39 protein-coding genes and 1 tRNA gene are annotated in these 22,791 nt (G+C 62.6%); 39 read left to right on the forward strand and 1 reads right to left on the reverse strand.

Annotated elements, in window-relative coordinates; genetic code table 11:
* The first annotated feature begins 256 nt into the window (after window positions 1–256).
* From IU449_RS27100 to IU449_RS27180, 17 genes are all read left to right on the forward strand, one after another.
* Window positions 257–475, forward strand: a complete 219-nt coding sequence (locus IU449_RS27100) for a hypothetical protein (RefSeq protein ID WP_195005009.1) — start codon at window positions 257–259, stop codon at window positions 473–475.
* Window positions 472–1,239 carry a metallophosphoesterase family protein gene (locus IU449_RS27105; RefSeq protein WP_195005010.1) on the forward strand — a complete coding sequence of 256 codons (768 nt, stop codon included), beginning with the start codon at window positions 472–474 and terminating at the stop codon, window positions 1,237–1,239. Before IU449_RS27100 ends, IU449_RS27105 begins: the two co-directional genes overlap by 4 nt.
* Window positions 1,240–1,284: 45 nt before the next feature.
* Complete coding sequence (locus tag IU449_RS27110) at window positions 1,285–1,710, forward strand: hypothetical protein (RefSeq protein ID WP_195005011.1); 426 nt, start codon at window positions 1,285–1,287, stop codon at window positions 1,708–1,710.
* On the forward strand, window positions 1,710–2,309 hold the full coding sequence (locus IU449_RS27115; RefSeq protein ID WP_195005012.1) for a hypothetical protein: 600 nt from the start codon (window positions 1,710–1,712) through the stop codon (window positions 2,307–2,309). The genes IU449_RS27110 and IU449_RS27115 overlap by 1 nt, the downstream gene beginning before the upstream one ends.
* Window positions 2,306–2,584, forward strand: a complete 279-nt coding sequence (locus IU449_RS27120; RefSeq protein WP_195005013.1) for a ParB N-terminal domain-containing protein — start codon at window positions 2,306–2,308, stop codon at window positions 2,582–2,584. Before IU449_RS27115 ends, IU449_RS27120 begins: the two co-directional genes overlap by 4 nt.
* A gap of 271 nt (window positions 2,585–2,855) precedes the next feature.
* Window positions 2,856–3,140, forward strand: coding sequence for a hypothetical protein (locus IU449_RS27125; protein WP_195005014.1), 285 nt, complete (start codon window positions 2,856–2,858; stop codon window positions 3,138–3,140).
* Window positions 3,137–3,460, forward strand: a complete 324-nt coding sequence (locus tag IU449_RS27130; protein ID WP_195005015.1) for a hypothetical protein — start codon at window positions 3,137–3,139, stop codon at window positions 3,458–3,460. Before IU449_RS27125 ends, IU449_RS27130 begins: the two co-directional genes overlap by 4 nt.
* An 861-nt stretch (window positions 3,461–4,321) precedes the next feature.
* Window positions 4,322–4,395, forward strand: a tRNA-Met gene (locus IU449_RS27135).
* A gap of 302 nt (window positions 4,396–4,697) precedes the next feature.
* On the forward strand, window positions 4,698–4,904 hold the full coding sequence (locus IU449_RS27140) for a hypothetical protein (protein WP_195005016.1): 207 nt from the start codon (window positions 4,698–4,700) through the stop codon (window positions 4,902–4,904).
* 151 nt (window positions 4,905–5,055) lie between these two features.
* Window positions 5,056–5,277, forward strand: coding sequence for a hypothetical protein (locus tag IU449_RS27145; protein ID WP_195005017.1), 222 nt, complete (start codon window positions 5,056–5,058; stop codon window positions 5,275–5,277).
* On the forward strand, window positions 5,274–5,477 hold the full coding sequence (locus tag IU449_RS27150; RefSeq protein ID WP_195005018.1) for a hypothetical protein: 204 nt from the start codon (window positions 5,274–5,276) through the stop codon (window positions 5,475–5,477). The genes IU449_RS27145 and IU449_RS27150 overlap by 4 nt, the downstream gene beginning before the upstream one ends.
* A complete protein-coding gene (locus IU449_RS27155; RefSeq protein WP_195005019.1) occupies window positions 5,470–5,745 on the forward strand; it encodes a hypothetical protein in 276 nt (91 codons plus the stop codon). The genes IU449_RS27150 and IU449_RS27155 overlap by 8 nt, the downstream gene beginning before the upstream one ends.
* Before the next feature lie 278 nt (window positions 5,746–6,023).
* A complete protein-coding gene (locus IU449_RS27160; RefSeq protein WP_195005020.1) occupies window positions 6,024–6,968 on the forward strand; it encodes a cutinase family protein in 945 nt (314 codons plus the stop codon).
* A 15-nt stretch (window positions 6,969–6,983) separates the two neighbouring features.
* Window positions 6,984–7,241 carry a glutaredoxin-like protein NrdH gene (gene nrdH, locus IU449_RS27165; RefSeq protein WP_195005021.1) on the forward strand — a complete coding sequence of 86 codons (258 nt, stop codon included), beginning with the start codon at window positions 6,984–6,986 and terminating at the stop codon, window positions 7,239–7,241.
* The gene (locus IU449_RS27170) at window positions 7,238–7,444 is read left to right on the forward strand and encodes a hypothetical protein (RefSeq protein WP_195005022.1); all 207 of its coding nucleotides are present in this window, start codon (window positions 7,238–7,240) and stop codon (window positions 7,442–7,444) included. The genes nrdH and IU449_RS27170 overlap by 4 nt, the downstream gene beginning before the upstream one ends.
* Before the next feature lie 164 nt (window positions 7,445–7,608).
* On the forward strand, window positions 7,609–7,893 hold the full coding sequence (locus IU449_RS27175) for a hypothetical protein (protein WP_195005023.1): 285 nt from the start codon (window positions 7,609–7,611) through the stop codon (window positions 7,891–7,893).
* A gap of 201 nt (window positions 7,894–8,094) precedes the next feature.
* A complete protein-coding gene (locus IU449_RS27180; RefSeq protein ID WP_195005024.1) occupies window positions 8,095–8,244 on the forward strand; it encodes a hypothetical protein in 150 nt (49 codons plus the stop codon).
* 205 nt (window positions 8,245–8,449) lie between these two features.
* Here IU449_RS27180 and IU449_RS27185 read toward each other — a convergent pair whose 3' ends face one another.
* Complete coding sequence (locus tag IU449_RS27185; protein ID WP_195005025.1) at window positions 8,450–8,662, reverse strand: hypothetical protein; 213 nt, start codon at window positions 8,660–8,662, stop codon at window positions 8,450–8,452.
* Between the two features lie 130 nt (window positions 8,663–8,792).
* On the opposite strand from IU449_RS27185, the gene IU449_RS27190 reads away from it, so the two are divergent.
* The 22 genes from IU449_RS27190 (at window position 8,793) to IU449_RS27295 (ending at window position 22,776) form a co-directional block, all read left to right on the forward strand.
* Window positions 8,793–9,272 carry a helix-turn-helix domain-containing protein gene (locus tag IU449_RS27190; RefSeq protein WP_195005026.1) on the forward strand — a complete coding sequence of 160 codons (480 nt, stop codon included), beginning with the start codon at window positions 8,793–8,795 and terminating at the stop codon, window positions 9,270–9,272.
* Entirely contained in the window at window positions 9,269–10,585 is a 1,317-nt protein-coding gene (locus IU449_RS27195; RefSeq protein ID WP_324188454.1) for a PBSX family phage terminase large subunit, read from the forward strand. The genes IU449_RS27190 and IU449_RS27195 overlap by 4 nt, the downstream gene beginning before the upstream one ends.
* A gap of 57 nt (window positions 10,586–10,642) precedes the next feature.
* A complete protein-coding gene (locus IU449_RS27200) occupies window positions 10,643–10,888 on the forward strand; it encodes a hypothetical protein (RefSeq protein ID WP_195005027.1) in 246 nt (81 codons plus the stop codon).
* Window positions 10,885–12,018: a hypothetical protein gene (locus IU449_RS27205; protein ID WP_195005028.1), complete on the forward strand. Its 1,134-nt coding sequence runs from the start codon at window positions 10,885–10,887 to the stop codon at window positions 12,016–12,018. The genes IU449_RS27200 and IU449_RS27205 overlap by 4 nt, the downstream gene beginning before the upstream one ends.
* A gap of 59 nt (window positions 12,019–12,077) precedes the next feature.
* Window positions 12,078–13,709 carry a phage portal protein gene (locus tag IU449_RS27210; RefSeq protein WP_195005029.1) on the forward strand — a complete coding sequence of 544 codons (1,632 nt, stop codon included), beginning with the start codon at window positions 12,078–12,080 and terminating at the stop codon, window positions 13,707–13,709.
* Window positions 13,709–14,668, forward strand: coding sequence for a phage minor capsid protein (locus IU449_RS27215; RefSeq protein ID WP_195005030.1), 960 nt, complete (start codon window positions 13,709–13,711; stop codon window positions 14,666–14,668). The genes IU449_RS27210 and IU449_RS27215 overlap by 1 nt, the downstream gene beginning before the upstream one ends.
* Window positions 14,669–14,803: 135 nt before the next feature.
* Window positions 14,804–15,547: a hypothetical protein gene (locus IU449_RS29915; protein WP_195005031.1), complete on the forward strand. Its 744-nt coding sequence runs from the start codon at window positions 14,804–14,806 to the stop codon at window positions 15,545–15,547.
* 35 nt (window positions 15,548–15,582) lie between these two features.
* Window positions 15,583–16,524 carry a P22 phage major capsid protein family protein gene (locus IU449_RS27225; RefSeq protein ID WP_195005032.1) on the forward strand — a complete coding sequence of 314 codons (942 nt, stop codon included), beginning with the start codon at window positions 15,583–15,585 and terminating at the stop codon, window positions 16,522–16,524.
* Between the two features lie 3 nt (window positions 16,525–16,527).
* Window positions 16,528–16,743 (forward strand): hypothetical protein, encoded by a 216-nt coding sequence (locus tag IU449_RS27230; RefSeq protein WP_195005033.1) that lies wholly within the window; start codon window positions 16,528–16,530, stop codon window positions 16,741–16,743.
* Between the two features lie 60 nt (window positions 16,744–16,803).
* The gene (locus tag IU449_RS27235; RefSeq protein ID WP_195005034.1) at window positions 16,804–17,070 is read left to right on the forward strand and encodes a hypothetical protein; all 267 of its coding nucleotides are present in this window, start codon (window positions 16,804–16,806) and stop codon (window positions 17,068–17,070) included.
* Complete coding sequence (locus IU449_RS27240) at window positions 17,070–17,489, forward strand: hypothetical protein (protein WP_195005035.1); 420 nt, start codon at window positions 17,070–17,072, stop codon at window positions 17,487–17,489. Before IU449_RS27235 ends, IU449_RS27240 begins: the two co-directional genes overlap by 1 nt.
* Window positions 17,483–17,848 carry a hypothetical protein gene (locus tag IU449_RS27245; RefSeq protein ID WP_195005036.1) on the forward strand — a complete coding sequence of 122 codons (366 nt, stop codon included), beginning with the start codon at window positions 17,483–17,485 and terminating at the stop codon, window positions 17,846–17,848. Before IU449_RS27240 ends, IU449_RS27245 begins: the two co-directional genes overlap by 7 nt.
* Before the next feature lie 22 nt (window positions 17,849–17,870).
* Window positions 17,871–18,128: a hypothetical protein gene (locus IU449_RS27250; protein WP_195005037.1), complete on the forward strand. Its 258-nt coding sequence runs from the start codon at window positions 17,871–17,873 to the stop codon at window positions 18,126–18,128.
* A 10-nt stretch (window positions 18,129–18,138) separates the two neighbouring features.
* On the forward strand, window positions 18,139–18,513 hold the full coding sequence (locus IU449_RS27255) for a hypothetical protein (RefSeq protein ID WP_195005038.1): 375 nt from the start codon (window positions 18,139–18,141) through the stop codon (window positions 18,511–18,513).
* A gap of 83 nt (window positions 18,514–18,596) precedes the next feature.
* Window positions 18,597–19,517, forward strand: a complete 921-nt coding sequence (locus IU449_RS27260; protein ID WP_195005039.1) for an IPT/TIG domain-containing protein — start codon at window positions 18,597–18,599, stop codon at window positions 19,515–19,517.
* 87 nt (window positions 19,518–19,604) lie between these two features.
* Window positions 19,605–19,778, forward strand: a complete 174-nt coding sequence (locus IU449_RS27265) for a hypothetical protein (RefSeq protein ID WP_195005040.1) — start codon at window positions 19,605–19,607, stop codon at window positions 19,776–19,778.
* Between the two features lie 24 nt (window positions 19,779–19,802).
* Entirely contained in the window at window positions 19,803–20,195 is a 393-nt protein-coding gene (locus tag IU449_RS27270; RefSeq protein WP_228805800.1) for a hypothetical protein, read from the forward strand.
* Window positions 20,196–20,362: 167 nt separating this feature from the next.
* Window positions 20,363–20,641, forward strand: a complete 279-nt coding sequence (locus tag IU449_RS27275) for a hypothetical protein (RefSeq protein WP_195005042.1) — start codon at window positions 20,363–20,365, stop codon at window positions 20,639–20,641.
* Between the two features lie 213 nt (window positions 20,642–20,854).
* Window positions 20,855–21,439, forward strand: a complete 585-nt coding sequence (locus IU449_RS29565) for a DUF4352 domain-containing protein (RefSeq protein WP_195005071.1) — start codon at window positions 20,855–20,857, stop codon at window positions 21,437–21,439.
* Window positions 21,436–21,747: a DUF2510 domain-containing protein gene (locus IU449_RS27285; RefSeq protein WP_228805802.1), complete on the forward strand. Its 312-nt coding sequence runs from the start codon at window positions 21,436–21,438 to the stop codon at window positions 21,745–21,747. The genes IU449_RS29565 and IU449_RS27285 overlap by 4 nt, the downstream gene beginning before the upstream one ends.
* Before the next feature lie 85 nt (window positions 21,748–21,832).
* Window positions 21,833–22,402, forward strand: a complete 570-nt coding sequence (locus IU449_RS27290; protein WP_195005043.1) for a Panacea domain-containing protein — start codon at window positions 21,833–21,835, stop codon at window positions 22,400–22,402.
* Window positions 22,399–22,776: a type II toxin-antitoxin system death-on-curing family toxin gene (locus tag IU449_RS27295; protein WP_195005044.1), complete on the forward strand. Its 378-nt coding sequence runs from the start codon at window positions 22,399–22,401 to the stop codon at window positions 22,774–22,776. The genes IU449_RS27290 and IU449_RS27295 overlap by 4 nt, the downstream gene beginning before the upstream one ends.
* Window positions 22,777–22,791: the final 15 nt, after the last annotated feature.

The raw sequence follows: 22,791 nt of genomic DNA on the forward strand, positions 1-22,791 counted from the left end.
GTACCGAAATCCGGTACCGGTGCGTCACCGACCAGCATCCCGGACACCTCCACAACCCGCAGGCAGGCAAAACATGGTGCCGATGCGGACGCATCCAACGGCTTGGGGATCACGGGCAGCCGTTGAGCGTGTACGAGCGCGCCGAAGTCGAAGCCAACCGACCCGACAGTGTGGGCAGGCAAGCACGCGCCACACTCAACCACGCGTGGGGGCGGGAAGTCATGCCGGAACGCATCACCTACGGACCAGGAACGACATGAGTGACCCGACCGTGCACGTGGTGTCCGATCTCGACACCGCGCACGCCATCCGCAACACGCTCACCCAACTCGACTGCACGTTCGAGGAACTACGGGATTGGGCGCAAACCAGCGACTACCCGACCGTCCGCCACAAGCTGGCCTGGTACGCGCTCGGCCCCTACTACGACGACCGAGACCGCTACGCGCAACTAGTGGAGGCAGCGAACCCGTGAGCCCCTTCGAAGAGTTGCAGCCGTCGCGGGTCCTGCTCGTCGGCGACCTGCACGCCAACCTGCATCACACCCTGCACGTCATTGAGCACGCCAAACGTGAGGGCGCTGAGGCGATCCTGCAAGTCGGGGACGTCGTTTGGGACATGCGGGACAACTTCGATCGCAGCCCCAACTACATGGATCTCGTCAGCGAGGCAGCATCGGAGGCAGGTATCCCGTTCGCGTTCGCCCGCGGCAACCATGACAACGCAACCAAGCTGGCCGAATACACGGATGAGCACGGCTGCACCGCCATCCCTGTACGCCCCGGACTCTGGTATCTGCCCAACGGCTACCGGTGGGTTTGGTCGGGTGTCTCATTCCTCGCGCTCGGTGGCGCACACAGTGTGGACAAGCCGTGGAGACGCCCACATTTGGAATGGTGGCCCGGCGAAACCATCACCAGCAGCGACGCACTCCGGGCATGTGAAGGCGGCCCCGCCGACGTCATGATCTGCCATGATGTCCCCGCCGGCGTCCACATCCCATGTATCGAAGGCAACCCGCACGGTTTCCCCGCACGGGAGATCGAGGCGGCGGAAAGGAACAGGCGTGTCCTGCGCGCTGTGGTGGATGTTGTTCGCCCGTCGCGCATCTTCTCCGGGCACTACCACTGTCGACTCACGGCCGAACTCGTTGGCGCCGACTACCGCGCGACCGTCGACATTCTCGACATGGACGGCACACCCCTCGACAGGAACACGCTCAAGCTCGATCTGTCTTAGTTTGCGATGTAGCGCAAACGATGCGATCGCAACTAGACTGGCGGGATGGATGAAACCCCACCACTTGCTGACGTGCTCGGCGCGTCCGAGCGTCTACGCGACCCGGACTGGCTGATCCTCGATTTCGGTGACCTGTTCAACGAACTCGCAATCCTGTCGATGCGCGCCCATTTGGATCACGGCCCATACGACTTCGAGGACCGCCGCGCCCATTTCGAAGACCTGATCGCGCGCCTCACCGAACCCGAACCCCAGTTCACGGCCGACGAGTTGGCGATCCTGCACCCACCCGGATGGGTGTGGCAAGACGACTTCGACATGCTGCCTGACGGCGGCGCAATCATGAAACCGCACCCGCCCGAGAAGCAAGCCGTCCATGAGGCGTATCGGCCGCGTTACCAGGCATGGCGTGAACGCATCCAACAAGCGCGACATGACGTCATCGACATCCTCAACGAATTGAGCACCTAATGAACGACCTCTGGTTTGATGTCGCGAAATTTAACGCTGCTTGTGGCGTCCGCCTACGCGAAACCCCCGGATGGGTGACGGAAGATGAACTCGCCCTCGCCCTCCGACTCATCGACGAAGAACGCGACGAACTCGCCACCGCCCTGCGTGCCCGCGACATGATCGAAACCGCCGACGCGATAGCCGACGGGCTCTACGTGCGTGCCGGCCTACTCCTGCGACTCGGGATCGCCCGCACCTACATCACCGAACTCCTGGTGCCTGCCCGCGACCCGCTGTCGTGGGAGGACTTGGATGATGTGGAGCAGGTGATTGCCGATTTGGACGCCGACGACAGGCGTATCCGGGGTGTGGTGACTGCCCGCAACCTGCTCCAGGTGGACACGTTCACACACCGCACCATGCATCAGTTGTCGGCGTTGGCGGTGATCCTGCGCATCCCGCTCGACCGAGTGTGGGGCGAAGTGCAACGCAGTAACCTCGCGAAGCTTGTAGACGGGAAAGCCCTTCGCCGCGAGGACGGCAAAATCGTCAAACCTGAAGGCTGGCAGCCACCCAACATCGGCGCCATCCTCTACCCGCAGGACCAGGCGGCATGAGGGAGCGTTGGTCGCTGCTGAAAGTGCTCGGCGAAGTCGCAACAGGCGACGGTTGGGCATGGGAGTCAGAAGCATCCTGGCTGTGGGAGCAGCAACCCGAATACATGGCCGCCCTAGAGCGTGAGATCTCCCGTGACGGCATACAAGAGCCGATCGAAATCGCTGCGACCGCAGACGGCCGCTACCGCATGTGGAACGGGCATCACCGCGTGGTGATCGCCCGCTGGCTCGGACTGTCGGACATACCTGTCGAAGTCTTCGGGGAAGCGGCATGAAGCCGTCGAATCCGTGCCTCGGCTGGTGTGAGCACTGCCAGAAACTCGGTTTCAGCGACCGGAAAGCTGCGAAACGCGCCTGTAAACGACGGTTCCCCAACGAACGCATCCAAGCCTATCGCTGCCCAGTGCGGGAAGGTGTGTGGCATGGAGGGCATCTCGCGCCCGAAGTGCGGGCCGGAGAAGTGACACGCGCCCAATTCTATGGGCCACGCGGTGTCGGCAGAGTACGGGAAAAACAAGGCACACGAATCAGAAGAGAGCAGGCGGCATGAGCATTGCGGCACTGGAGACACCAACCGAATACACGGAAGAAGCCGTGTACTCCAACTTCAACCATGAACTGAACCGCTCGGTTGTGCAGGAGCTTACCGCTCGGCCCGGCGAACTGTGCGCACAGCACGCGGCATGGAACTTTTGCGGGTCCGTGTGGCAGCTCCCAGACGGCCGCTGGGTAGATCAGGTGTGGCGCTATCACGCGATCGTCGACCACATCTACGGTGACAGTGTCGAAGCTGTCATCGAAGAAGCCAACGACACCTATGGGGCGGCATGACTGTCATCGTGAAAGCGAAACACCTCTGCTACGGGCTGCCGTCTGCGTGGGATGTGTGGACCGAGGACGGGGAACATTTCCGCTTCAAATACCGGTATGGGACGGCGCAAGTGTATGTGCGCGCAACAGGCGGGATGTTGAGCCTCGAATCCGCGGTCAGGTTGGGTGATCGGCTCGGTGGCATCACCACGTTGGAAGAGTTTTGCGAGGCGACCGGGTTCACGCTCGACCTGCGGACACCGTATGTGCCGCTGCCGGACCCGGATGAGGGGATTGAGTTGGTTGATGATCCGGCGTGGAGTCTCCGTTCCGTGAATTAACATGGAATTAACAAATGACCCGTCAATTTACGTTGACAAACCTGCTATGGTCCTCTTTGTCTCCGTCATGCCCGCAGTTCGGTGTGTGATAAGGGAAAGGCTCCTCGGATAGCCCCGAGGGTTCGCGGATCGCATCCTCCGGGGTGTGCGTCTAGCTGACAACTTCATATCGGCTTCCTCGCTAGCTCAATTGGAAGAGTGCCTGCGACCAGGTGCCCGCTAAGGGTCTGGTCAGGGTGGGTCCGCGTTCGAGTCGCGGGCGGGGAGCAAAGCGTCGGTTTAGCGGCCGACGCTGGTGGTGACAGAGTGTGTGGCTTGCGCGAATCGGGCCACAATGTGTGCGACTGCCAGGATCTCGACGGGCAAGTGCCTGAGAGGAACCCTTAGCGGGCGGAAACTGGTCCTTAGCGGGACGGTCGCAGCACCGGGACTACATAGCCTTACGGTTCACGCCCCGGTCGGAGAGCTAGGAACTCTCCCCACCCCTTAACTTCGCCCGGTCTATCGCGGTAGATCGGGAAGTGGTTGACCGGATTACTCGCCGGACGACGAGGCCGATCGACTGCGACCGCGGTAACGGTAGAGGGCATCCCGCTTCGGCTGATGGTTCTCGCTGGCGGATGGTGTGGCTACGGCAGCCATCCGCCACCGCAGCGGTAAGCGTTGAGAACTCTCGGCTTCGGTTGACGGTTCTCAACGCCTGGTGTTGTCAGCTATGGCCCGCACCAGGCACCGCGACATCATGACCGGTTCCGCTGCTTCGGCAGTCCAGGGCCGGTCCTCAATCTGAGCCTCGGGTTTCGCTGGTTTCGACCTCCCCCCGAGGACAAGGACGGGACCGCGTGTGCGGTGTCCGTCTGATGCGGTGTGGTGCAGTTCGGCAGCACGCTGGGCTCATACCCCAGAGGCCGCGGGTTCAAGTCCCGCCACCGCGACAATTCGGCCCGCCTCCGCACGTCGACAGGCAGTGTGCACGCTGCCGCGTTGTGCGGGCCGGAGTTCCGTGCACCACCCTCTGCCTCTGGCGGCGGGCTTAAATCACGAGGGGCGCGTCTCGTGTCCACCCGTTCGGGTGCCTGGGTCGATCGCCAGGGACAACGCGCACTTACCTCTATATCCGCAATAGCCTGTTCTCCCGGTGACGGCAGCCAGGCTATCCCTTCTTGCCGGTCGACCGTGCCCGTTCCGGGTGGGGGCGGCCGGTGTTCTCTTTCCAGCCCGACGCCAGGAGCCCCGCATGGACGAGTTCGAGACTTTCCAGCCCGCCACCACTGTCGAGTTGACGGAGGAGCAGTCGCGGCAGCTCGTGCGCGACACCGCCGAGTATGTAGGCGCCCTCATCGGCATGCCTGATCTCGCGGGCAAGGTGGATGCCGTACTGGCTCCCATGTATGCGGATGTCGCTGCTGCGCACGCCGATCACGTCCACTACCGCGCGGCTTGATGTCGAAGCACGACACCCGCGTTTGGTTGGACGAATACACCGGGCAGCCTGACGCGGATTCGACCTGCCCGCGTGACGGTCTCACATGCTGCTGCAACAAGCCGCCCGGCGAATGTGATCCGTGGCGGGGTGAAGGTTCAAGGGGGACGTGATGGCTGATCCTGACGGCAAAACCGGGGCGTCCCGCGAGCTAAACCAATACTGGACCACCGGCGAGGGAAAAGCACGGTGGGCGACCTCCGAGCATCCCTTCACCACGTTGCAAACCTTGCTGCTGCAACACATGTCGCTGCGTGAAGCGTCCGGGCTCGCAGCACGCTACTACAGAGACGTGTTCGGTCGCTGGCCGGGCGGCGGGAAGAGGCGATCGTGATCGACTACAGCACACCCAGCCTGACGCCCACCACCCCTGGCGCGGACTGGTTCATTGAAGGCTGCCGATACCGTGAAGTGTCCCGCACCCCGGTCACTACTGACGGTGAAGTCGTCTCGTACACGGTCACCCTTGAACGCGCCGACGCAGACGAACTGCTCGGCCTCTACCGCCTCGACCAGGAGCCCGAGCATGGCTGAACCGCTCCCCACCGCCTGCGACATCGAGATCATTGAGCGAGTGCACGGCGTGGAAGACGTCGCGGAGTTGACGGAGGAGCGAAGCATCCTCGCCCCCAACGAGATCCGCATCAACGGCCAGCGCGTGCCGACCCCTGCCGGGCATCCGGTGATCGTGCATCCGATCAACTCCCGTGACGACAGTGACCGTGTAGTCAAGGTGACATTGACGGTGTTCGCCCGCACGGTGAGCATCCGCCCCGAACTCGACAACGAGTCGAGCAACTGAACTTAACCGCCCTTACGTGTGCGGTGCGACCCCTTTCTGTGGGGTAACGCAAATGAGGTAGTCGGTGTCTACCCGGTTGAATCCAAACCCCCACCGCTCAGTTTCGCCACCCCCTCGTGCCCCCTTTCGGTCGGGGCCGTCATCCCTGCTGGTTGATGACTGTAGGTGCTCAGGTGGCGTGACCGCAGGCAGCTTCACGCGCCGCGGTCAGCCCGCCAACAGTTGTCGCTACCACCTGTTGGCGGGCTTCAACTTTCTCTAAACGCCTGGGAGGCGTCATGGCCCGTCGTATCGCCGTCATCACTACCGCCGCCGCTGTGGGGGTGGTGTGGCTCGGACCATTGGGTCTACCGGCCGCTCAGGCTGAACCGGATTGCCGGCCTCTCGTGATCGGGGTGGGCGGTAACGGGGAACAGGCCGCCCAGCGTGCGGGCGTGCACACGATGATGGACGCCCATTTGGATCAGGCTGCGGCTGAAGGCAACCGGGTCGAATCCGTGGACTACTCGTCGTCGGTGTGGCCGACTGGCCCGTACACGAAGGACCAGTCCGTCGCGGAGGGTGAACGAGTGCTTGCCGCCCAGATCGCCAACTACCGCGCCGAGTGCCCTGGCGGACATGTGAAGGTCATCGGGCATTCGCTCGGCGCCGAAGTCGCAGGCAACCAGGCCGCCCTTGCGGATGAGGTTGTGCTCTACGGCGATCCGCGGCGACCTGGCGGCATCTATGACGCGATCCCCGGCGTCTACCCCGGCACCAGCAACCCGGACCATCGGGATCCGGCGCCGAACGTGACGAGTGTCTGCCATGAATACGATTTCGTGTGCGACTCGCCCGCGCCGTGGTCTGATCCGGTCAGGTTCGGTTTGGGCGTGCAGGGTTTCTTGTTCGGCTGGCACGGTTACGCACCGAATGAGGGCGCGGATTGGGGTCCGGGGGATCACTATGTGGAGAAGCCCAGCCCGAACCCGAACATCCCGCAAAACACGCCCACCGGGGTACCGCCGATTGTGGAGCCGTTGCCGCTGCCTGCGTGGGAGCCCGGCCCGCTGCCGAACATGATGGACGCGAACCCGATCATCGACGCGTTCACCCCGCAGCCGTACACGCCGACCCCGATCCGTGACTACACACCGGAATGGGTGGACCCGCTCCTCCCGCCCCAGGTGCTCGACTTCGTGCCCCCACCGCTGCCCGCACTCCCGCCGCTGCCGACCTTCTGAGGATCTCACCGCCTGATGCGCATCACCGTCTACACGAAACCGAACTGCGTGCAGTGCCGCTTCACGTACAAGAAGCTTGACGACCTCGAAGCCGAATACGACTTGGTGTACATGACGGAAGACCCGGACGCTCTCGCATACATCCAGTCCCTCGGATACAAGCAGGCCCCTGTAGTCGTCGCTGGCGAACAGCATTGGGGTGGATACGCTCCCGACAAACTCGCCTGGGCCGCAGCACAGCAAACCATCAACCGCCAGGAGACACCAGAATGAGCAGCCCCAGCCGCACGTACGAGATCACGTTCCGCAACGACGAGATCGAGCGCGTGCAGGCCGACACCTTCAGCCTTCCCGGACGCCCCGATGGCGGATACATCATCTTCGAGGCAGGCACGACGGGCAATCCCCGCACTGTCTACCTGGCAGCTGCTGACGATGTGCGCGCCATTCGGGTCACCGAGAACACAGAGGGCTGAGCCATCATCTCTCAATGGTGGTCGTTCGCTCTCACCGCGATCGGCGTCACCGGGCTGATCTGCGTGTACCGCTACCCGTGGTCCCTACTCGGCCCCGCAATCGGCCTCACCGTGCAAGCCCTGTGGATCGCGTACGCAGTCAGCACACCAGTAGGGGAGTAGTCATGATCCGCGCGAGCCATACCGAGCAGCCCGGACGCTGGATCGTTGTCGAGAAGACACACCCCGATACCTGGGACGGGGAACGACGCAGTGAACACCAGTCACTCCAAGCCGCCTTCCGCGCGGTCGCCATCGACCACGGCGGGCGAGGCGTCTGGAAGGAACTCATCTACGACACATGGGAAATCGGCAAAGAAGTCATCGACTCCGACCATGTCACCGGATACCTGAATCGATGGCAGCGCGGGGCCTGGTACGTCACATGGGTGCCCGCTGACGATGCCTAGCGGTAGTGGGCGTCCCTGGCTAGTCCGTCAAACCAGCCCCCACCACGCCCACGCCATCCCCCTCGGCGACCTCATCCAGCATGAGGACACCACCGACTGTGTCTGCGGCCCCGCCGCACGCCCAGTCATCGAAAACCAGCAGGTTAAAGGCTGGATTTACGTGCATCACAGCCTGGACGGCCGCGAACAGCAGGAGACCCCATGAAATTCCGGTTGAAGCTCGGCCCGTTCGAACTCGCGTTGGAAACCGAACAAATGTCGCCAGTCGACATGATGGCCGCCCTCTGGTCGGTGCAAGCCCAAATGATGGGCGACACGTGCATGGTCCACAGCGGAGACGACGAGGAGTAACCCATGCGCGCCCGTCTCCGTGGCGGACCCGCATGGATCGCCCTCATCGCCGCCGTCACCGCCTACGAGCTGGTGGCTGATCCGCAAGAACTCCTCACGGCAGCCTGTGAACGCGCCATGACCGCCCACCCGGTACTCACGCGCGCCGCGATCCTCGTCACCGCCGCACACCTACTCGGCCTCTTGCCCGCCCAGGTCGACCCGTTCACTCAGGCTGCTCGTGCTGCTTCTCTAGCTCGGCGACACGCTTGTTGTGCGCCTTGATCACCCCCATCCGCGACATACCCGCAGCCTCCGCCAACTGCTCCCACGGCACAGGCCGACGCTGCCCCCGCAACGCCACAAACAACTCATCGCGGCGCGTGAACAAGTCCTCCAACTGTTGACGGACCACACGCAACTCATCCAAACCATCCATACACCCAGTGTACGCACCTGTTGATGTAACCAACGGTCCAGCGTCCACAGCCATCCCCACGCGTACCCAGGCGGTACGCCCTCACCCCGAACGCGACAAGCCAAGGCGCCCCGCGCAAGGGAGGACACACATGGCACGCAAAAACACAACCCCCGTCGAAGTGCAGGTAGCCGTACAAGAGAAACGGGCACAGGCACTCAAAATGCGGCGCGAAGGAAAATCCCAAAGCGAAATCGCCCGCATCATGGACGTCCACAAATCCACCGTCTCCCGATGGATCAGCGACGCCATCGCAGACATCACCCGCGAATCCGCCGAAGAATGGGTGCAAATCATCATCCAGCGTTACGACGACTGGTTGGCAGGCGTATACAAGGACGCCACCAAAGGTGACACCTGGAAGATTGAACGCGCCCTTCAAATCGAAGACCAACGCGCGAAACTCCTCGGCCTCTACAAACACGCCGAGTTGAAAGTTGTCGCAGACGCTAAAGGCAACGTGTCCGCAGAATCCAAGAGCATGGTCGGACAGTTGGTGGAAGCCCTCCACACCGCCTACACCCTCGACAAAGCCAGCGAGGCAAGCGACGAGGACGGAGACGACGAGTGAGCCCCGACCTCGGCAAACTGTCGATGTCACGCAAACAAATCGCCTCCATCGTCGAATCCGAACAAGCCGCCATCAACATTTGGAACGGAAGTATCCGCAGCGGGAAAACGATCAGCAGCATCGTCGCATTCTTCCTCGGCGTCGCCAGAGCGCCGGAAGCTGCCATGATCATCATCGTCGGCCGCACACTGCAAACGATCGAACGCAACATCCTTGAACCGATGCAGAAACGGTCCCTGTTCGGCCCGCTCTCCAAAGAAATCCACCACACACGCGGCTCATCCACAGCTGTCATCCTCGGACGCACCATCCATCTGATCGGCGCCAACGATGAGTCAGCAGAGTCGAAGATCCGCGGCTCCACCATCTACCTAGCGTTGGTGGATGAAGCGACCCTGCTGCCCGAAAATTTTTGGACCCAGCTACAGGGCCGCCTGTCGGAGCCCGGCGCCCGCTGTCTCGCCACCACCAACCCCGACAACCCTGAACACTATTTGAAGAAAAAGTTCATGGACCGCCGGCATGAAGAAGGCATGGATGTTCAAGTGTGGGACTTCTATATGGAAGACAACCCGCAACTTGACCCGGCATGGATCACCCGCAAAAAAGCTGAATTCACGGGCGTCTTCTATCGACGATTCATCCTCGGCGAGTGGGTGGCCGCTGAAGGCGCGGTGTTCGACATGTATGACCGGGACCGGCATGTCATCCGATGGGAAGACCTGCCTGATATGCGGTGGATTGTCGGTGTCGGTATCGACCACGGCACCACAAACCCGACTCATGCGGTCATGATCGGGCATGGTGTCGATGATGTCCTGTATGTGATGGATGAATGGCGGTATAAGGCGAACTCGGAGGCTGCCCGCTGGTCGAACGTTGAACTGTCGGCAGGTGTGCGCGCTTGGATCGACACTGTCCACCATCCGAACGATGACCCCGAAAACCTGCCGCGATGGACAGCACCCGTGATCGTCGACTCCTCAGCCGCAGACTTTCGTGTCCAGTTGAAACAGGATGGTCTCGCCACTGTGAAAGCGAACAAGGATGTCCTGTACGGGATACGCACCATGTGCGCGCTCCTCTCCGCCGACAAACTCAAGTTCACGGATCGGGTACCGGAACTGTTGAAAGAGATCCCCGCGTACGTGTGGGATGAGAAAGCCAGCGTGGAAGGCAAAGACCAGGTCATCAAACTGAATGACCACGGAATCGACGCCACCCGCTATCTACTCGTCACCGCCGAACGTAAATGGCGGCGACACATCAAACTCAACACCCTCCCCGGCCGCCAAGTCGAAGAAGCAGCATAAAACCCAGGTTGCATGCGATGCATACAATAGTGTTCAACAAACACTATGGAGGCTCCTGTGGGATTCGCTGACGAAGTAGCGGCATTCGAAAAGAAGCGGCCCCCCTGCGGCACAGGGGAATGGATCGCGACACTCGACCCGCGCGACGCCACCGCATTCAGCAGCTTCCTCGAACGCGGCGGCACCATCGTCGACCTGTGGCGGCTGGCAGTCAAACACGGCTGCGAAGTCGGGCAAACCCAGTTCCGCCGCCACTGCCGCCGAGACTGCTCCTGCTATCCGCGACGGGAGGCCGCCGCGTGAGCCTCGCAGACGACCTCCTGAAGCAACCCACCGCAGCCGAAGCCGAATACAAGCCGCGCACCGAATTCGACGGCTCTCGCGGAGGCTACATCCAGACGGGTGCACTCCCGGAGCCGCCCGCCTCCTACACGGACCTGCTCGAACAGTTCGGATACAACCCGGACGAAGTGCAGATCATCGGCAACCCGCGAATCTCCCGCTGGCAGGCATTCAACGGGGAATGGCTGGCTGCCTACCGGTTCCAGATCGCGCCGAAAACCGTCAAGGGCAACCTAGACGAACTGATCGACTCCATCCGGGATCGCACGCCGCACGAGCTGACCGGCGTGGCTGGCGATGGCGTGTTCGTCTACCAGGCAGGTGATTTGCAGCTCGGAAAGATCGACGGCTACTCAGTCGAAGGCACCATCGACCGGTACTTCCAATCCGTCGACCGCGCAGTGAATGAACTGCGTACACGGCAGAAGCGGGACGGTGTCGCCGCCGTACACCTCGCCTTCGTTGGTGACTGCATCGAGAACGGCGGCGTCTCACAAGGCGGCAAGCTCGCGTGGCGGCAGTCGCTCACCATCACTGAGCAAGTCCGACTGTGGCGTCGCACCCTCCTGGAGACCGTGAAAGCGTTCGCCCCGCTGGCTGACGACATCGCAGTCTCAGTCATCGGCGGCAACCACGACGATGCCACCCGCAGCCCCGTGCAGACCCGCGCAGACGACAACTGGGCTACCGAAGGCGCAATCGCAGTCTCCGACGCCCTCACTGAGAATCCCGCCGCCTACGGACACGTGCGTGTGCAGGTTCCACCGAAAGACCAGGGCTACATGACTGTTCGGGTTGGCGGCAGCGTCTTCACCCTCCTGCACGGACACCAGTTCCGTAAAGGCAAGGCCGCTGACTGGTGGGCTTCTCAAGCCTTCCATCACGGCAACCCGGCCGGCGCCCATTTCCTCCTGCACGGCCACTGGCATGAGACCGGTATCCAGCAGTCAGCGACCCGAACCATCATCTGCTCGCCCACACTCGACGGCGGCTCCGCCTGGTATCGCGACAAGACGGGCGCAGAGTCCCGTCAGGGCGCACTCATCTACACCACCCGCGGCCCAGAGTTCGAGAACCTCTCACTCGTGTAACCGCCCCATCGCCAACTTCACAGCGCCACGCGGCGCCTACCCCATACGGAGGCTGTCGCATGCCGATGCCCGTGTACAAAGGCGCCTGGCCGCCCGAACCGTGGAGCACCGCCCAAGCCTCCTATGACTTGCACAACGCGTGGGCAGCCGGCGATACCGATAGTCTCGCCTCCTTTTACACCCAATACCCGGACGGCAAACCGCCGAAGGTCAGGTCTAGTCAATATTCGTCTGGCGTGATCGGTCGGCTTGCGCGCTGGTTTTGGGGGCGTCCACCGCAGCAGGCGACGAAACGGATTCATGTCCCTGCCGCCGCAGATGTGGCACGCACGAGCGCCGACCTGCTGTTCGCACAACCTCCGACATGGCTGTTGAACGACGGAGACGCCACCAATCTCGAAGCCGCGCAAACCCGCCTCGAACAACTTTTGGGTGGACCGGACGCGATCGCAACATTCCTGGAAGCCGCCGAAATCCAGGCAGCACTGGGTGGTGTGTTCTTGCGGCTCTGGTGGGACAAGGACGCCACTGACAAAGTCATGTTCTCCGCGGTCAGCCCTGACGCTGCTGTCCCTGAATGGCGGTATGGGCGTCTGGTGGCGGTCACGTTTTGGACGATCGTCGCCGAGGACAAGCAGGGTGTGTGGCGGCATCTGGAACGACATGAAGCGGGCCGCATCTATCACGCCCTCTACAAGGGGGATGGCGACCATATCGGTTACGAGCAGCCGTTGGAGTCACTGGATGTCATGAAGTGGGCTGCGGACGCAGTGGATGATGATCAGTCGATCTCGACGAACGTGGACGGGTTGACAGCCGCCTACATCCCGAATGTGCGTCCGGCCCGTAAGTGGCGGAACGTGCCAGGTTTGTCGTCGCTGGGCCGCTCCGACTTCGAGGGCGTCGAACAACTGTTTGACGCTTTGGATGAGGCGTACAGCTCGTGGATGCGTGACCTTGATTTGGCGAAGGCCCGCTTGTTTGTCGCCCAACAGCTTTTGGATGACAACGGGCCGGGCCAGGGTTCGTCGTTTGATCCTGAGCAGGCTGTGTTCACTGGTGTTCCCGCCGATGACGTGCTGCTGAACGAGAACGGACCCGCACAGTTGGTGCAAGCCCAACAGTTCGCGATCCGCCATGAGGAGCATCTCGCCACCTGTCAGACGCTTCTCAACCGGATTCTCGTGGCCTGCGGCTATTCGACAGGCGATTTCGGTGACGACCAGTTGGCGGGCGCAATGACCGCCACCGAAGTGTCGGCGCGTAAGGATCTGTCGAACCGGACTCGCGCACGCAAGGCGCTCTACTGGTGTTCGGGCATGCAGCCGCTGGCGCGGACCATGCTCGCGTTGGATCGTGTCGTCTACCCGGACGGTGAATCGTTCGAGGTGACGGCGGACCCAGAAATGGTGTTCCCGGTGCGTGTCGATATTGATCCAGTGCAGCAGTCGTTGACGATCCAGAATCTGCGGTCCGCGCTCGCCATGTCGATTGAACAGGCTGTGCGGGAACGGAACCCGAACTGGTCGGACCCGCAGGTCGAGGAAGAAGTGCAGCGCATCAAGGAAGAGAACGAGTTTTCGGTTCCTGACCCTGACGGCGGCGACTTCGACCCTGCTGCCGCGGATCAGGATGCGCACACCGATTTCCAGGGTGAGGTGGAACCCGATCATGAGGCGGAGGCCGCCTGATGCCTCTCACCCCGTCGTTTGGTGACCGCCGGGTGGGTCCGATTGTCCGCTTGTATCGGCGCCTGGAGAAACGGTTGCTGGAGTTGTTGGCGACTGGCTTGCCTGCGAGTGTGCGACGCCCGTACGTGTGGTTGCAGCAGGCGTTGCTGCGGACAGTGAAGTTCCGTCTGAAGGTGCGCCGCACCCTTGATGACACCGAACATGAGTTCCGACCACTGTTGGCGGAGGCGTTGACCGGCGCGTGGCGGGACGGCATGACTGCTGCCCGCCTCGACCTGCCCCACACCCCACCCGTGGCTGTGGCCGTGCAATCCCTGATTGATGACACCCTGACTGTGGTGCGGGCGGCACATGATCATGTGCCGCAGGTGATGGAGGACGGGTTCAGGCGGATCGTGAATGATGCGGTCCGCGCTGATCCCGCCGACAGCATGGATCGGGACCGGATTGTGCGCCGCGCACTGGAAGTGTTCGCCCGCAAGGGGATCACGGGTTTCGTCGACGCGAGGGGCCGACGCTACGACCTGGTGTCGTATGTGGAGTTGGCTGTCCGGTCTGCGATCACCCGCGCCGAGGTGGACGGCTATTGCGCGCAAGCCGCCGCGGCGGGACATGACTTGTTCATTGTCTCCGATGTTCCGGGTGCTTGCCCTTTGTGCCGCCAGTTCGAGGGCGAGTGTATTTCGATCTCGGGTGCGACGGTGGGCGCGATCAGCGTCAACAACAGTCTCGGCAGCCCGGTCGCTGTACGCGTCCTGTGCTCACTGGCTGAGGCTCGTGAACGCGGACTATTTCACCGCGGCTGCCGCCACACGATCCGCGTGTGGACACCGGATGCACCGACCCCACCACGGGCGGTGCGTGTCCCGGATGAAGTGCGAGCGAGGCGCCGCCAAGCTCGCGCGCTTGCTCGCCGTCAACGACAGCAGGAGCGGGTCAATTTGATCCGCAACCTGTAACACCTATTCTTCCCGCCGTTTTCTGGGCGGGCATTCAAATGACCCCCGACTTCGTTTCGGGGGTTTCGTCATTTCAACACTCTTGCAGGCCAGGTCGCCGTACGAGTGTTTCCACGTGTCCAGGAGGCACATTCTATGGCCGACGAAGCCACCCCCCAGGAAACTGTCACCGAAACTGTTGAGACTGTCGTTGAGGCTGTCGAAACCGTCACGGGGGCGAACGAGAACACGGATATCGGCACCGATGTACAGGGTGCCGAAACCGAAAGCCCCGCAGACAATCCGGTCGAACCGGAGAAGCCCGCGGAAAAGACGTACGACGAAAAGTACGTGAAGAAACTGCGTGACGAGGCCGCCGCTGCCCGCGTAAAGGGTAAAGAGGCCGCCGAACAGGCCGCGAAAGAAGCTGCCGACGCAGCACAGAAGGCTCTCACCGAGCAGATCGCCCGCACCCTGGGTTTGATCAACGACGACGCCCCACCCGACCCCGCTGAGCTGTTGAAGCAGGCGCAGGAACGCGAAACGGCACTGGCTGCCGAACGCGATGCTGTGGCTGAACGGCTCCGCAACTATGCACGCAAAGACGCTTTGACTGCCGCCGCCGCGAAGGTGGACGGCGATCTCACGTCTCTCCTCGATTCCCGCACCGTAAACGCGGCGATCGAATCTCTCGACACTGACGCCGACGACTTCGCTACCCAGGTGGAAGCGCTGGTCGCTGCGGCGGTCGAAAACAACCCGAAGCTCAAAAAGGTCGACCGGGTGTCGGCTCCCAGGAGCGGCGGAGACATGTCCAACGGTAATGCCGCCCCCAATGCGGGGGAGAAGGACATCGACTATTTCCGGCGCACTTACCGCGGAAACAACCGCGACGACTGAGTGCGCAATCCCCTCCCTCTTTCTAGGAGAGCCTTATGGCTAACACCCTGCTCACCCCTTCCGTGATCGCTAAGAAGGCGCTCGCGAACCTGTACGAGAACCTGTGCATGGTTCCCCTCGTCTACACCGATGTTTCTTCGGAGTGGGGCGGCCAGAAGATCGGTTCGACGGTGAAGATCCGCAAGCCTGCGACTTTCACCGCGCAGACGTTCAACCCTGCGTCCCCGTCGATCACCGTCCAGAACGCGACTGAGACCGGCGTGGACGTCACCCTCGACAAGCACCGGGACGTGTCGTTCGCGATCACCGCACAGGATCTCACCCTCCGCCTGGAGGACTTCGACGAACAGTTCCTCGCGCCGGCGTGTGAGGCGCTGGCCCAGGCGGTCGATCAGGCGATCATCGCGCAGGCGAAGGCTGACTTCACTCAGGTCGCGGGCGACACCTACTACGGTGGAGTCACCACCGGCGACCACAACCTGTGGGAGCACCCGGAGAACCTGATTGAGGCCGACCGGCTGCTCAACATTCAGAAGGTGCCGTCTTCGGAGCGTTCCGCCGTGGTCGGACCGACCACTCGCGCGAAGTGGCTCGACTCGGACATCATCAAGCACGCCGACAAGTCGGGCAGCACTGCCGCCCTGCGTGACGGCAGCATCGGCCGAAACATTTTCGGGTTCGGCGCCTACATGACGCAGAACATCGTGCAGCCTGCCGGTTCCCCGGCGGTCGGTCAGCCGAAGACTGAGGTCGGTCTTGCTTTCCACAAGACTGCTCTCGCGCTCGCGTCGGCCCCGCTGGCTCTGCCCCGCTCGAACACGTGGGGTGCGATGGAGTCCTACAAGGGTCTGTCGCTGCGCATCGTGCAGGACTACGACATGGACATCAAGTCCGATGTCATCTCGGTCGACATCCTGTTCGGCACCAAGACCCTGGATGCGAACCGTGGCGTGCTGCTGCGTGGCGACCTGGCGTAACCGATGGCGCTGATCAAGCTTCATTCGGGCAGCGTCCGCGAGTACGTCAATGCTGATGCGATCACGCGCATCACGATCCAGGCGGTCTACAACGAGCCGTTTCAGCTGAAGGTCGTCGTCGGTGGGGTCACCCTCACCGCTGGCGCCACCTTCGCCACGCTCGCCGAAGCTGAGGACGCGGTCGAAAAGATCGCAACCGGCCAGTACTGGGAAGCGTGATTCGTGTGCCGTGGCGTCGTATTCGGCGCCACGGCACTCTCACAAATTGGAGGACTGGTAGTGCACTACTACCGCTATCTGCATGGCGGCCGGGTCATTGAGTCTGAGACGCCGCGCCCGGATCTGTTGGAGTGGGCGTATTGGCGGGAGGTCACCGCTGATGAGGCGGGCGCACAAGGGAAGTCTGTGCAGCCTGAACCTACGGCTGACCCCGTCACTGTGACGGTTGAGGGTGCGCCTGAACCGCAGCCGGTCGCCGAGCCGCCTGCCGCGAAGAAGGCGCCCGCGAAGAAGGCTGCACCCCGCAAGGCGGCTGAGGCGGCCTGATGCTCGTCTATGCGCAACCCGATGATTTGATGTCTGGCTGGCTGGACGAACCACCCACCACGGCGGTCGCGACCCGTGCGATCCGTTACGCATCCATCCTCGTCCGCACCGCCACCCGCTGCGACCACTACGAAGTGAGTCCTGCGGGGGCGCCTACGGAACCGGATGTGATCGAAGCCATGCGGGATGCTACGTGCGCGCATGCTGCCATGTGGATCACTGCTGGCATCAACCCTGCTGCTGGTTCTGCGGGCCGGGAAATTGGTATCGCCTCCCAGTCGGCGGACGGCGGCAGTGTCACATACGCGGATTCGGTCACGGCGGAAGAGGTGGAGGTGTCTTTGCGGCGGCTCATCCCGACCGCACTCGACATCCTCCGCAACGCCGGCATGGCGAGCACGAGGCCAGACACATGGTGACCTACCAGCACCCCACCTTTCCGGGCGGAACCATGCTGACCGTCATCCGCGACCCCGAAACCGACTGGCAGGGCGACCCCATGGCGGGCGCATCCCCAGAGCATCAGATCGGTCCATGCGACCTGAAGTGGCGCACCGACAGTGAGGACAACAGCAAGGGCGAAGTGCTCATGCTGTCCGCCCAGGTGACGGCCCCACACGGCTCGGACGTGCAGCAGGGGGACCGGATTCGACTTGACGGCCGTGTGTTCGTGATCGACGGACAAGTCCGGGAAACGCCGAACCCATTCACGGGCTGGTCTACCGGGGTGCGGTTCACGATCGAGAAGGACGGCACTAGTGGAGTACGACAGTCATGACTTCAATCTAGACACCACCTTCATGCGGACATCGCCCGAGTTGACGGCGTTCGTGCACGAGTTGGCGGAGCAGGGCGCCGATCGTTGGTCGCTGCGAGTCCGGTGGAGAACCGGATTCAACGCCACCCACGTGGAAGCACTGTCCGGGCCTGGCGAAGACGGGCGTATCGAGGGCGTCACCTACGCGAGCGGCTACTACGCCCGCTTCCGTGAACACGGCACCCGCTACAACGCCGCCGAACATGTGATGCGCGACTTCATCCGAGACATCGAAGGCTAGGAGCCCCGCCGTGTCCCTGCCTGACTACCCGGAATACGACGAAGTCCTGAAAGCGCTCCTCGACGACCTCGCACCAGTCGTCACATTCATCGACGACAGTCTCACCACCTACATTTTCGTCAACCGTGTCGGCGGCAAAGAAGACGGTGTCGCAGACAATCCGGTCGTCGACCTCGAATATGTGGCCCCAACCCGTGCCGCCGCGAAAGCGTTGAAAAAGACGGCGCAGGAACGCATCCGGCATGCAGGCAACACAGCACCGGGTGGTTTCCTGATCGACACCGTGGATGAAGTGACGGGTCCGATGCCGATGGACCCGATGCAACGTCAGCTCCGCGAATTCACCGCGACTGTGCGTCTCTCCTACCGCAGGCCACGCACCTAAATCCTCTCTTCTCTTCTCACACCGCCCGCACCAGTTCCTTGGTGGCCGGGTCTCTGGGTGTGCCCAACCACAAGGAACCAACCATGGTTGCAGCTACTTTCGAGCAGGTCGCCAACTGGCGGCCCTCGCTCATCCGCCGCCCCAACAAGGGCTTCGTGCTCATCGGCAACATGAGCGCCACCCTCCCCGCCGCCTACACCAGCGGTGTCAGCGCCGAGTTCCAGGATCTCGGTTCGGCGGGCTTCAAGTCCCTTGGCCTCACCGCGAAGGACGCGCCCCCGACTTTCCGCCCGGAAATCGAATCCTCGGACGTCGAAGCGTGGGGCGCTTTGGAGCCTCCCCGCACCGACATCATCTCCCGCAAAATGACGGTCTCCACCACCCTGCTGGAGACGAAGCGGCAGACGCTGGAACTGTACAGCGGCCTGGACCTGTCCGCGATCGACGCTGACGCCACCACGGGTGAACTCCAGTGGAACGACCCGACCGCCCCCGAAACCCGCTACCACCGGCTGATTTTCGGCATGGTCGACGGCAGCGGCACCGACCAGATTTGGATTCTGCGTGTCTTCCCGCGCGCCACCGTCACCGAGATCGGTGAACAGTCGTGGTCGCAGGACGGTTCCCTCTCCTACAACATCACGTGGTCGGCGAAGATCGACGAAACCCTCGGCTATGCGATGAAGAACGTCATTTGCGGTCCCGGCGTCACCACCCTGCTCGACGAGATGGACTTCACCGCCACCGCATCCGTCCCGACCATCACTTCGCATCTGCCGGCCGGTTCTCTCGCCGCGGCGGGCGGCGAATCGGTTGTCCTGCTGGGTCAGCATTTCACCGGCACCACCGGGGTCACGGTGGGTGGCACTGCTGCCACCGATTTCACGATCATCGACGACACCCATTTGGCGATCATCTCGCCCGCGAAGACCGCGGGCTCGCACAACGTGGTCGTCACGAACGCGACCGGCGCCAGCGCGAACTACGCCGTCACTTACGCCTGATTCCAGGCTCTCTGAACCCCGCTCCGTGCGCGTTTCCTGGCCGCGCACGGAGCGGCCCCCACCTTCTCGCCAGGCCAGGAGATTCTTATGGACCCGATTTACATGGTGGCGCCGGATAGGCGGCGCGTCCTCGTCGGTACCGCTGTCGAGCGTGAACAGTTGCTTGCCCGCGGCTACAAGGTTGCTGCGCCTGAGCTGACACCAGCCCGCAAGCCCACACCCGCGACCAAGCCTGCCGACACTTCGAAGACCACCAAGTAACAACCCCTCTCGCCAGGAGACGCTATGCCCCCCAGGAAAACCACCACCCCCGCCGTCGACACTGCTGCCCCCCAGAAGTCGCGTTGGGCTCAGCTCGTTGAGGAATCCACCGCAGGCTATGAGCCGAAGCCGCCGTACATGTTCGACGGCACCAACCCGCCCACCCCCATTCACGAGCCCGTGACTGCCGATCAGGTGACGGCGCTCGCCGCCCTGATCGACTCGAAGGGGCGCGTGGATGTTTCCCGTGTTCGGGAACTGTTCGAGGCTGTGTGCGGTGACTCGTTCCAGCGGGTGTGGGATGTGGTGGGCCGCGCCCACTCCGATGTGCTGATCCCCCTGTTCATCGACATCAACGACCACTTCGGTGCCGTTCCTGGCGAGAAGGCGGGCGCTGATCTGCCGGGGGGCGACTAGCCCTCGTACTCCTCATAGAGGATTACGGGGAGGAAATCGAATACGACCTTCAACGCGAGTTGGGGGTTGACCTGCTGGATTTCTTTCGCGGGGTGAGGCCGTGGCGGCAACTGTATCGGTTGCTGCGACGGCTCCCCGGACACGGCTGGTATCAAGCAGCGTTGGCGATGGACGAGGATCTGGGGCGAGAACGGGCGAAGCAGCCACTCTCGGATAAGGCTGAACCACCGACCCCGCTCGGATACACGCTCGAAGTCTTGTTGCTGCTGCGGATCATTGATCTGTTGAAAGAGCAGATGCGGGCATATGCAGCCGGTTTGGGCGGGAAACTACCGCCACCGTTCCCGCCCGAACCACGCCCGATGACTGCGGAACAACGCATCCGCGACGAACTGGAGACACGCAACGTGTACGCCGGACTTCGGGCAATGGGTATCAACGTATGACATCGCGACGTTCCACCTGGCAGTAACATACGGCGACCGCATCCGATGAGGATGCGACGCCCACACAAGCCAGGGGAAACCATCGTGACGTATCCACCACAACCACCACCACAACAGCCGTGGACCGGACCGCAGTATCCGCAGCAAGGCGGGCCGTATCAGGCACCGCCACCACCCGGATATCGGCCACAGTATCGGTCACCGAAGAAGCCGATGCCGGCGTGGGGTTGGATACTCATTGTTGCCGCGGTCGTGGTCTGGTTCGGCGGCTGCACGGCACTACTTGGCGGCGGAGACACCAGCAAAGCATCCGCCACCAGCACCACCCGCACTTCACCAAGACCAGCAGGCACGCCAGCGGCAGCGCCAGCGGCGCCCGCACCTCCAGCGCCCGAACCAGTGAAGAGGACACCTGACCTTCCGGCACCAGGATCAGCGGTCCGGGATGGGCAGTTCGAGTTCCGGGTTACCGCTATGGACCCGCCCGTCACATCGATCGGCTCCTATCAGGCTAAGGGCGAGTTCATCGTGTTGAGCGTGGACATCACAAACACAGGTAAACAGCCCCGCAGTTTTTGGGATGATGAGCAAGTGTTGATCGACGATCAGGGCCGCGAGTTCGCCAACGACTCCAGTGCGGCACGTCGTCTCGGCTCCGAAACATGGGAGTCGGATCTGAATCCCGGTTTCGCCATCTCCGTGAAGCTCGTGTTCGACGTCCCGGTGGGCACTGTGCCTGCCACGATGGAGTTCCACGACTCGATGTGGTCTGGTGGCGTGAAGGTGGCTCTCCGATGAACCGCAATCCGGTCCTGGAGGGCGCGGCAGCCCTGTTCCTGATCGTGTTCGTGATCTGGCTGGCGGACGCAAGGAACTACAGCAACGGCGAGATGGCCGCGATCGGCGTCATCGGAGTGACCCTACTGTTCGTGTTCCTGCTGCTGCGTGCCTTGAAACGTGTCGGCGACCCTCGTGAGCCGTCCACGCCACCAGCTCCGCCACCAGCCCCAACGAAAGCCCCACCAGGCTTCTACATGCACCCCTCGGGTGTCACCCGCTGGTGGGATGGCTCCATGTGGACCGAACAGACCAAACCAGATGCGTAACCCCAGGTAGTGCCGCACGTCGCCTTGCCATATGGAAACCCTCTACCGGTAGAATGGCAACCGTAGGCAACGGAAGGAGCGCGCGATGGCTACAGCGCTTGACGTCGCCGGATACATCTACCGGCAGTGCGGCTGGGTCGATGCCTGGAAACTGGAGAAACTGCTGTACTTCTCCCAAGCCTGGCACCTGGCGTGGGATGGCCGGCCGATGTTTGAAGACAAGTTCCAGGCATGGATCGACGGCCCGGTTCAGCCGACCGTGTTCCGAGTGAACAAGTACGACCGCGCAGGTCAGTGGTCCACCGAGCTGCCGGGCGCCGATCCTGATGCCTTGCACCCGCAGGCGGCGGCGGTGGTTAATGCTGTCCTCGGGTTCTATGCAGAGTTGAGCAAGACGGACCTGGTCGAGCTGAGCCATGAGCAGCCGTGGCGGATCGCGCGTGGCCCTCTGCCTGATGATGTGCCTGGTAACGCCGAGATGTCGAACACTGAGATCAAACGTTGGTACACGTCGAAGGTTCTTAGAGGGGAGAAGGACATTCCTGCGCAACCTGCCGTCCAACTGACGGAGATCCCTCACGACGTGTTCATGCAGGCCGCCGCTCTAGAGATGGAGCGCTGGAAGGAAACACTGAGGCTCCTCGCTGACAGGTGAGCAACTTCGCACTGCCGGTTGATGGCGTCATAGCCATCAACCGGCAAATGACTGGCAGCAGACACGCCATTCTCGACCTCGGCAAGCTGGAGAACGCTCTAGCCGCTCCCCTGGCCGGGTTCGGCGGCTACTACAAGCACCAGACAGTGCTGCAACGTGGCGCCGCCCTCTTGGAGGGGCTGGCACGTGCCCATGCATTCCAGGATGGGAACAAGCGGACCGCCTGGACGGCCTGCAACACCTACCTGTCGCTGTGGGGCTCTCCGCTGCGTGAAGTGCCACCGAAGATCGCCACCGACTTCGTAGTAGACGTGGTTGTGTACCGCCACGACAATGCCACCATCTCCGCATGGCTGGTTGAACAACTCGCGTAAGGCTGCATAGCCGCT

Origin of the sequence: Nocardia higoensis (assembly GCF_015477835.1) — a bacterium.
Lineage (GTDB): Bacteria > Actinomycetota > Actinomycetes > Mycobacteriales > Mycobacteriaceae > Nocardia > Nocardia higoensis_A.

What these genes read in the sequence shown, in the direction of transcription:
- IU449_RS27100 (WP_195005009.1), top strand. Translation starts at nt 257, where the DNA reads ATGAGTGACCCGACCGTGCACGTGGTGTCCGATCTCGACACCGCGCAC.
- IU449_RS27110 (WP_195005011.1), top strand. Translation starts at nt 1,285, where the DNA reads ATGGATGAAACCCCACCACTTGCTGACGTGCTCGGCGCGTCCGAGCGT.
- IU449_RS27115 (WP_195005012.1), top strand. Translation starts at nt 1,710, where the DNA reads ATGAACGACCTCTGGTTTGATGTCGCGAAATTTAACGCTGCTTGTGGC.
- IU449_RS27120 (WP_195005013.1), top strand. Translation starts at nt 2,306, where the DNA reads ATGAGGGAGCGTTGGTCGCTGCTGAAAGTGCTCGGCGAAGTCGCAACA.
- IU449_RS27125 (WP_195005014.1), top strand. Translation starts at nt 2,856, where the DNA reads ATGAGCATTGCGGCACTGGAGACACCAACCGAATACACGGAAGAAGCC.
- IU449_RS27130 (WP_195005015.1), top strand. Translation starts at nt 3,137, where the DNA reads ATGACTGTCATCGTGAAAGCGAAACACCTCTGCTACGGGCTGCCGTCT.
- IU449_RS27140 (WP_195005016.1), top strand. Translation starts at nt 4,698, where the DNA reads ATGGACGAGTTCGAGACTTTCCAGCCCGCCACCACTGTCGAGTTGACG.
- IU449_RS27145 (WP_195005017.1), top strand. Translation starts at nt 5,056, where the DNA reads ATGGCTGATCCTGACGGCAAAACCGGGGCGTCCCGCGAGCTAAACCAA.
- IU449_RS27155 (WP_195005019.1), top strand. Translation starts at nt 5,470, where the DNA reads ATGGCTGAACCGCTCCCCACCGCCTGCGACATCGAGATCATTGAGCGA.
- IU449_RS27160 (WP_195005020.1), top strand. Translation starts at nt 6,024, where the DNA reads ATGGCCCGTCGTATCGCCGTCATCACTACCGCCGCCGCTGTGGGGGTG.
- nrdH (WP_195005021.1), top strand. Translation starts at nt 6,984, where the DNA reads ATGCGCATCACCGTCTACACGAAACCGAACTGCGTGCAGTGCCGCTTC.
- IU449_RS27170 (WP_195005022.1), top strand. Translation starts at nt 7,238, where the DNA reads ATGAGCAGCCCCAGCCGCACGTACGAGATCACGTTCCGCAACGACGAG.
- IU449_RS27175 (WP_195005023.1), top strand. Translation starts at nt 7,609, where the DNA reads ATGATCCGCGCGAGCCATACCGAGCAGCCCGGACGCTGGATCGTTGTC.
- IU449_RS27180 (WP_195005024.1), top strand. Translation starts at nt 8,095, where the DNA reads ATGAAATTCCGGTTGAAGCTCGGCCCGTTCGAACTCGCGTTGGAAACC.
- IU449_RS27185 (WP_195005025.1), bottom strand. Translation starts at nt 8,662, where the DNA reads ATGGATGGTTTGGATGAGTTGCGTGTGGTCCGTCAACAGTTGGAGGAC.
- IU449_RS27190 (WP_195005026.1), top strand. Translation starts at nt 8,793, where the DNA reads ATGGCACGCAAAAACACAACCCCCGTCGAAGTGCAGGTAGCCGTACAA.
- IU449_RS27210 (WP_195005029.1), top strand. Translation starts at nt 12,078, where the DNA reads ATGCCGATGCCCGTGTACAAAGGCGCCTGGCCGCCCGAACCGTGGAGC.
- IU449_RS27215 (WP_195005030.1), top strand. Translation starts at nt 13,709, where the DNA reads ATGCCTCTCACCCCGTCGTTTGGTGACCGCCGGGTGGGTCCGATTGTC.
- IU449_RS29915 (WP_195005031.1), top strand. Translation starts at nt 14,804, where the DNA reads ATGGCCGACGAAGCCACCCCCCAGGAAACTGTCACCGAAACTGTTGAG.
- IU449_RS27225 (WP_195005032.1), top strand. Translation starts at nt 15,583, where the DNA reads ATGGCTAACACCCTGCTCACCCCTTCCGTGATCGCTAAGAAGGCGCTC.
- IU449_RS27230 (WP_195005033.1), top strand. Translation starts at nt 16,528, where the DNA reads ATGGCGCTGATCAAGCTTCATTCGGGCAGCGTCCGCGAGTACGTCAAT.
- IU449_RS27240 (WP_195005035.1), top strand. Translation starts at nt 17,070, where the DNA reads ATGCTCGTCTATGCGCAACCCGATGATTTGATGTCTGGCTGGCTGGAC.
- IU449_RS27245 (WP_195005036.1), top strand. Translation starts at nt 17,483, where the DNA reads ATGGTGACCTACCAGCACCCCACCTTTCCGGGCGGAACCATGCTGACC.
- IU449_RS27250 (WP_195005037.1), top strand. Translation starts at nt 17,871, where the DNA reads ATGCGGACATCGCCCGAGTTGACGGCGTTCGTGCACGAGTTGGCGGAG.
- IU449_RS27260 (WP_195005039.1), top strand. Translation starts at nt 18,597, where the DNA reads ATGGTTGCAGCTACTTTCGAGCAGGTCGCCAACTGGCGGCCCTCGCTC.
- IU449_RS27265 (WP_195005040.1), top strand. Translation starts at nt 19,605, where the DNA reads ATGGACCCGATTTACATGGTGGCGCCGGATAGGCGGCGCGTCCTCGTC.
- IU449_RS27270 (WP_228805800.1), top strand. Translation starts at nt 19,803, where the DNA reads ATGCCCCCCAGGAAAACCACCACCCCCGCCGTCGACACTGCTGCCCCC.
- IU449_RS27275 (WP_195005042.1), top strand. Translation starts at nt 20,363, where the DNA reads ATGGACGAGGATCTGGGGCGAGAACGGGCGAAGCAGCCACTCTCGGAT.
- IU449_RS29565 (WP_195005071.1), top strand. Translation starts at nt 20,855, where the DNA reads ATGCCGGCGTGGGGTTGGATACTCATTGTTGCCGCGGTCGTGGTCTGG.
- IU449_RS27285 (WP_228805802.1), top strand. Translation starts at nt 21,436, where the DNA reads ATGAACCGCAATCCGGTCCTGGAGGGCGCGGCAGCCCTGTTCCTGATC.
- IU449_RS27290 (WP_195005043.1), top strand. Translation starts at nt 21,833, where the DNA reads ATGGCTACAGCGCTTGACGTCGCCGGATACATCTACCGGCAGTGCGGC.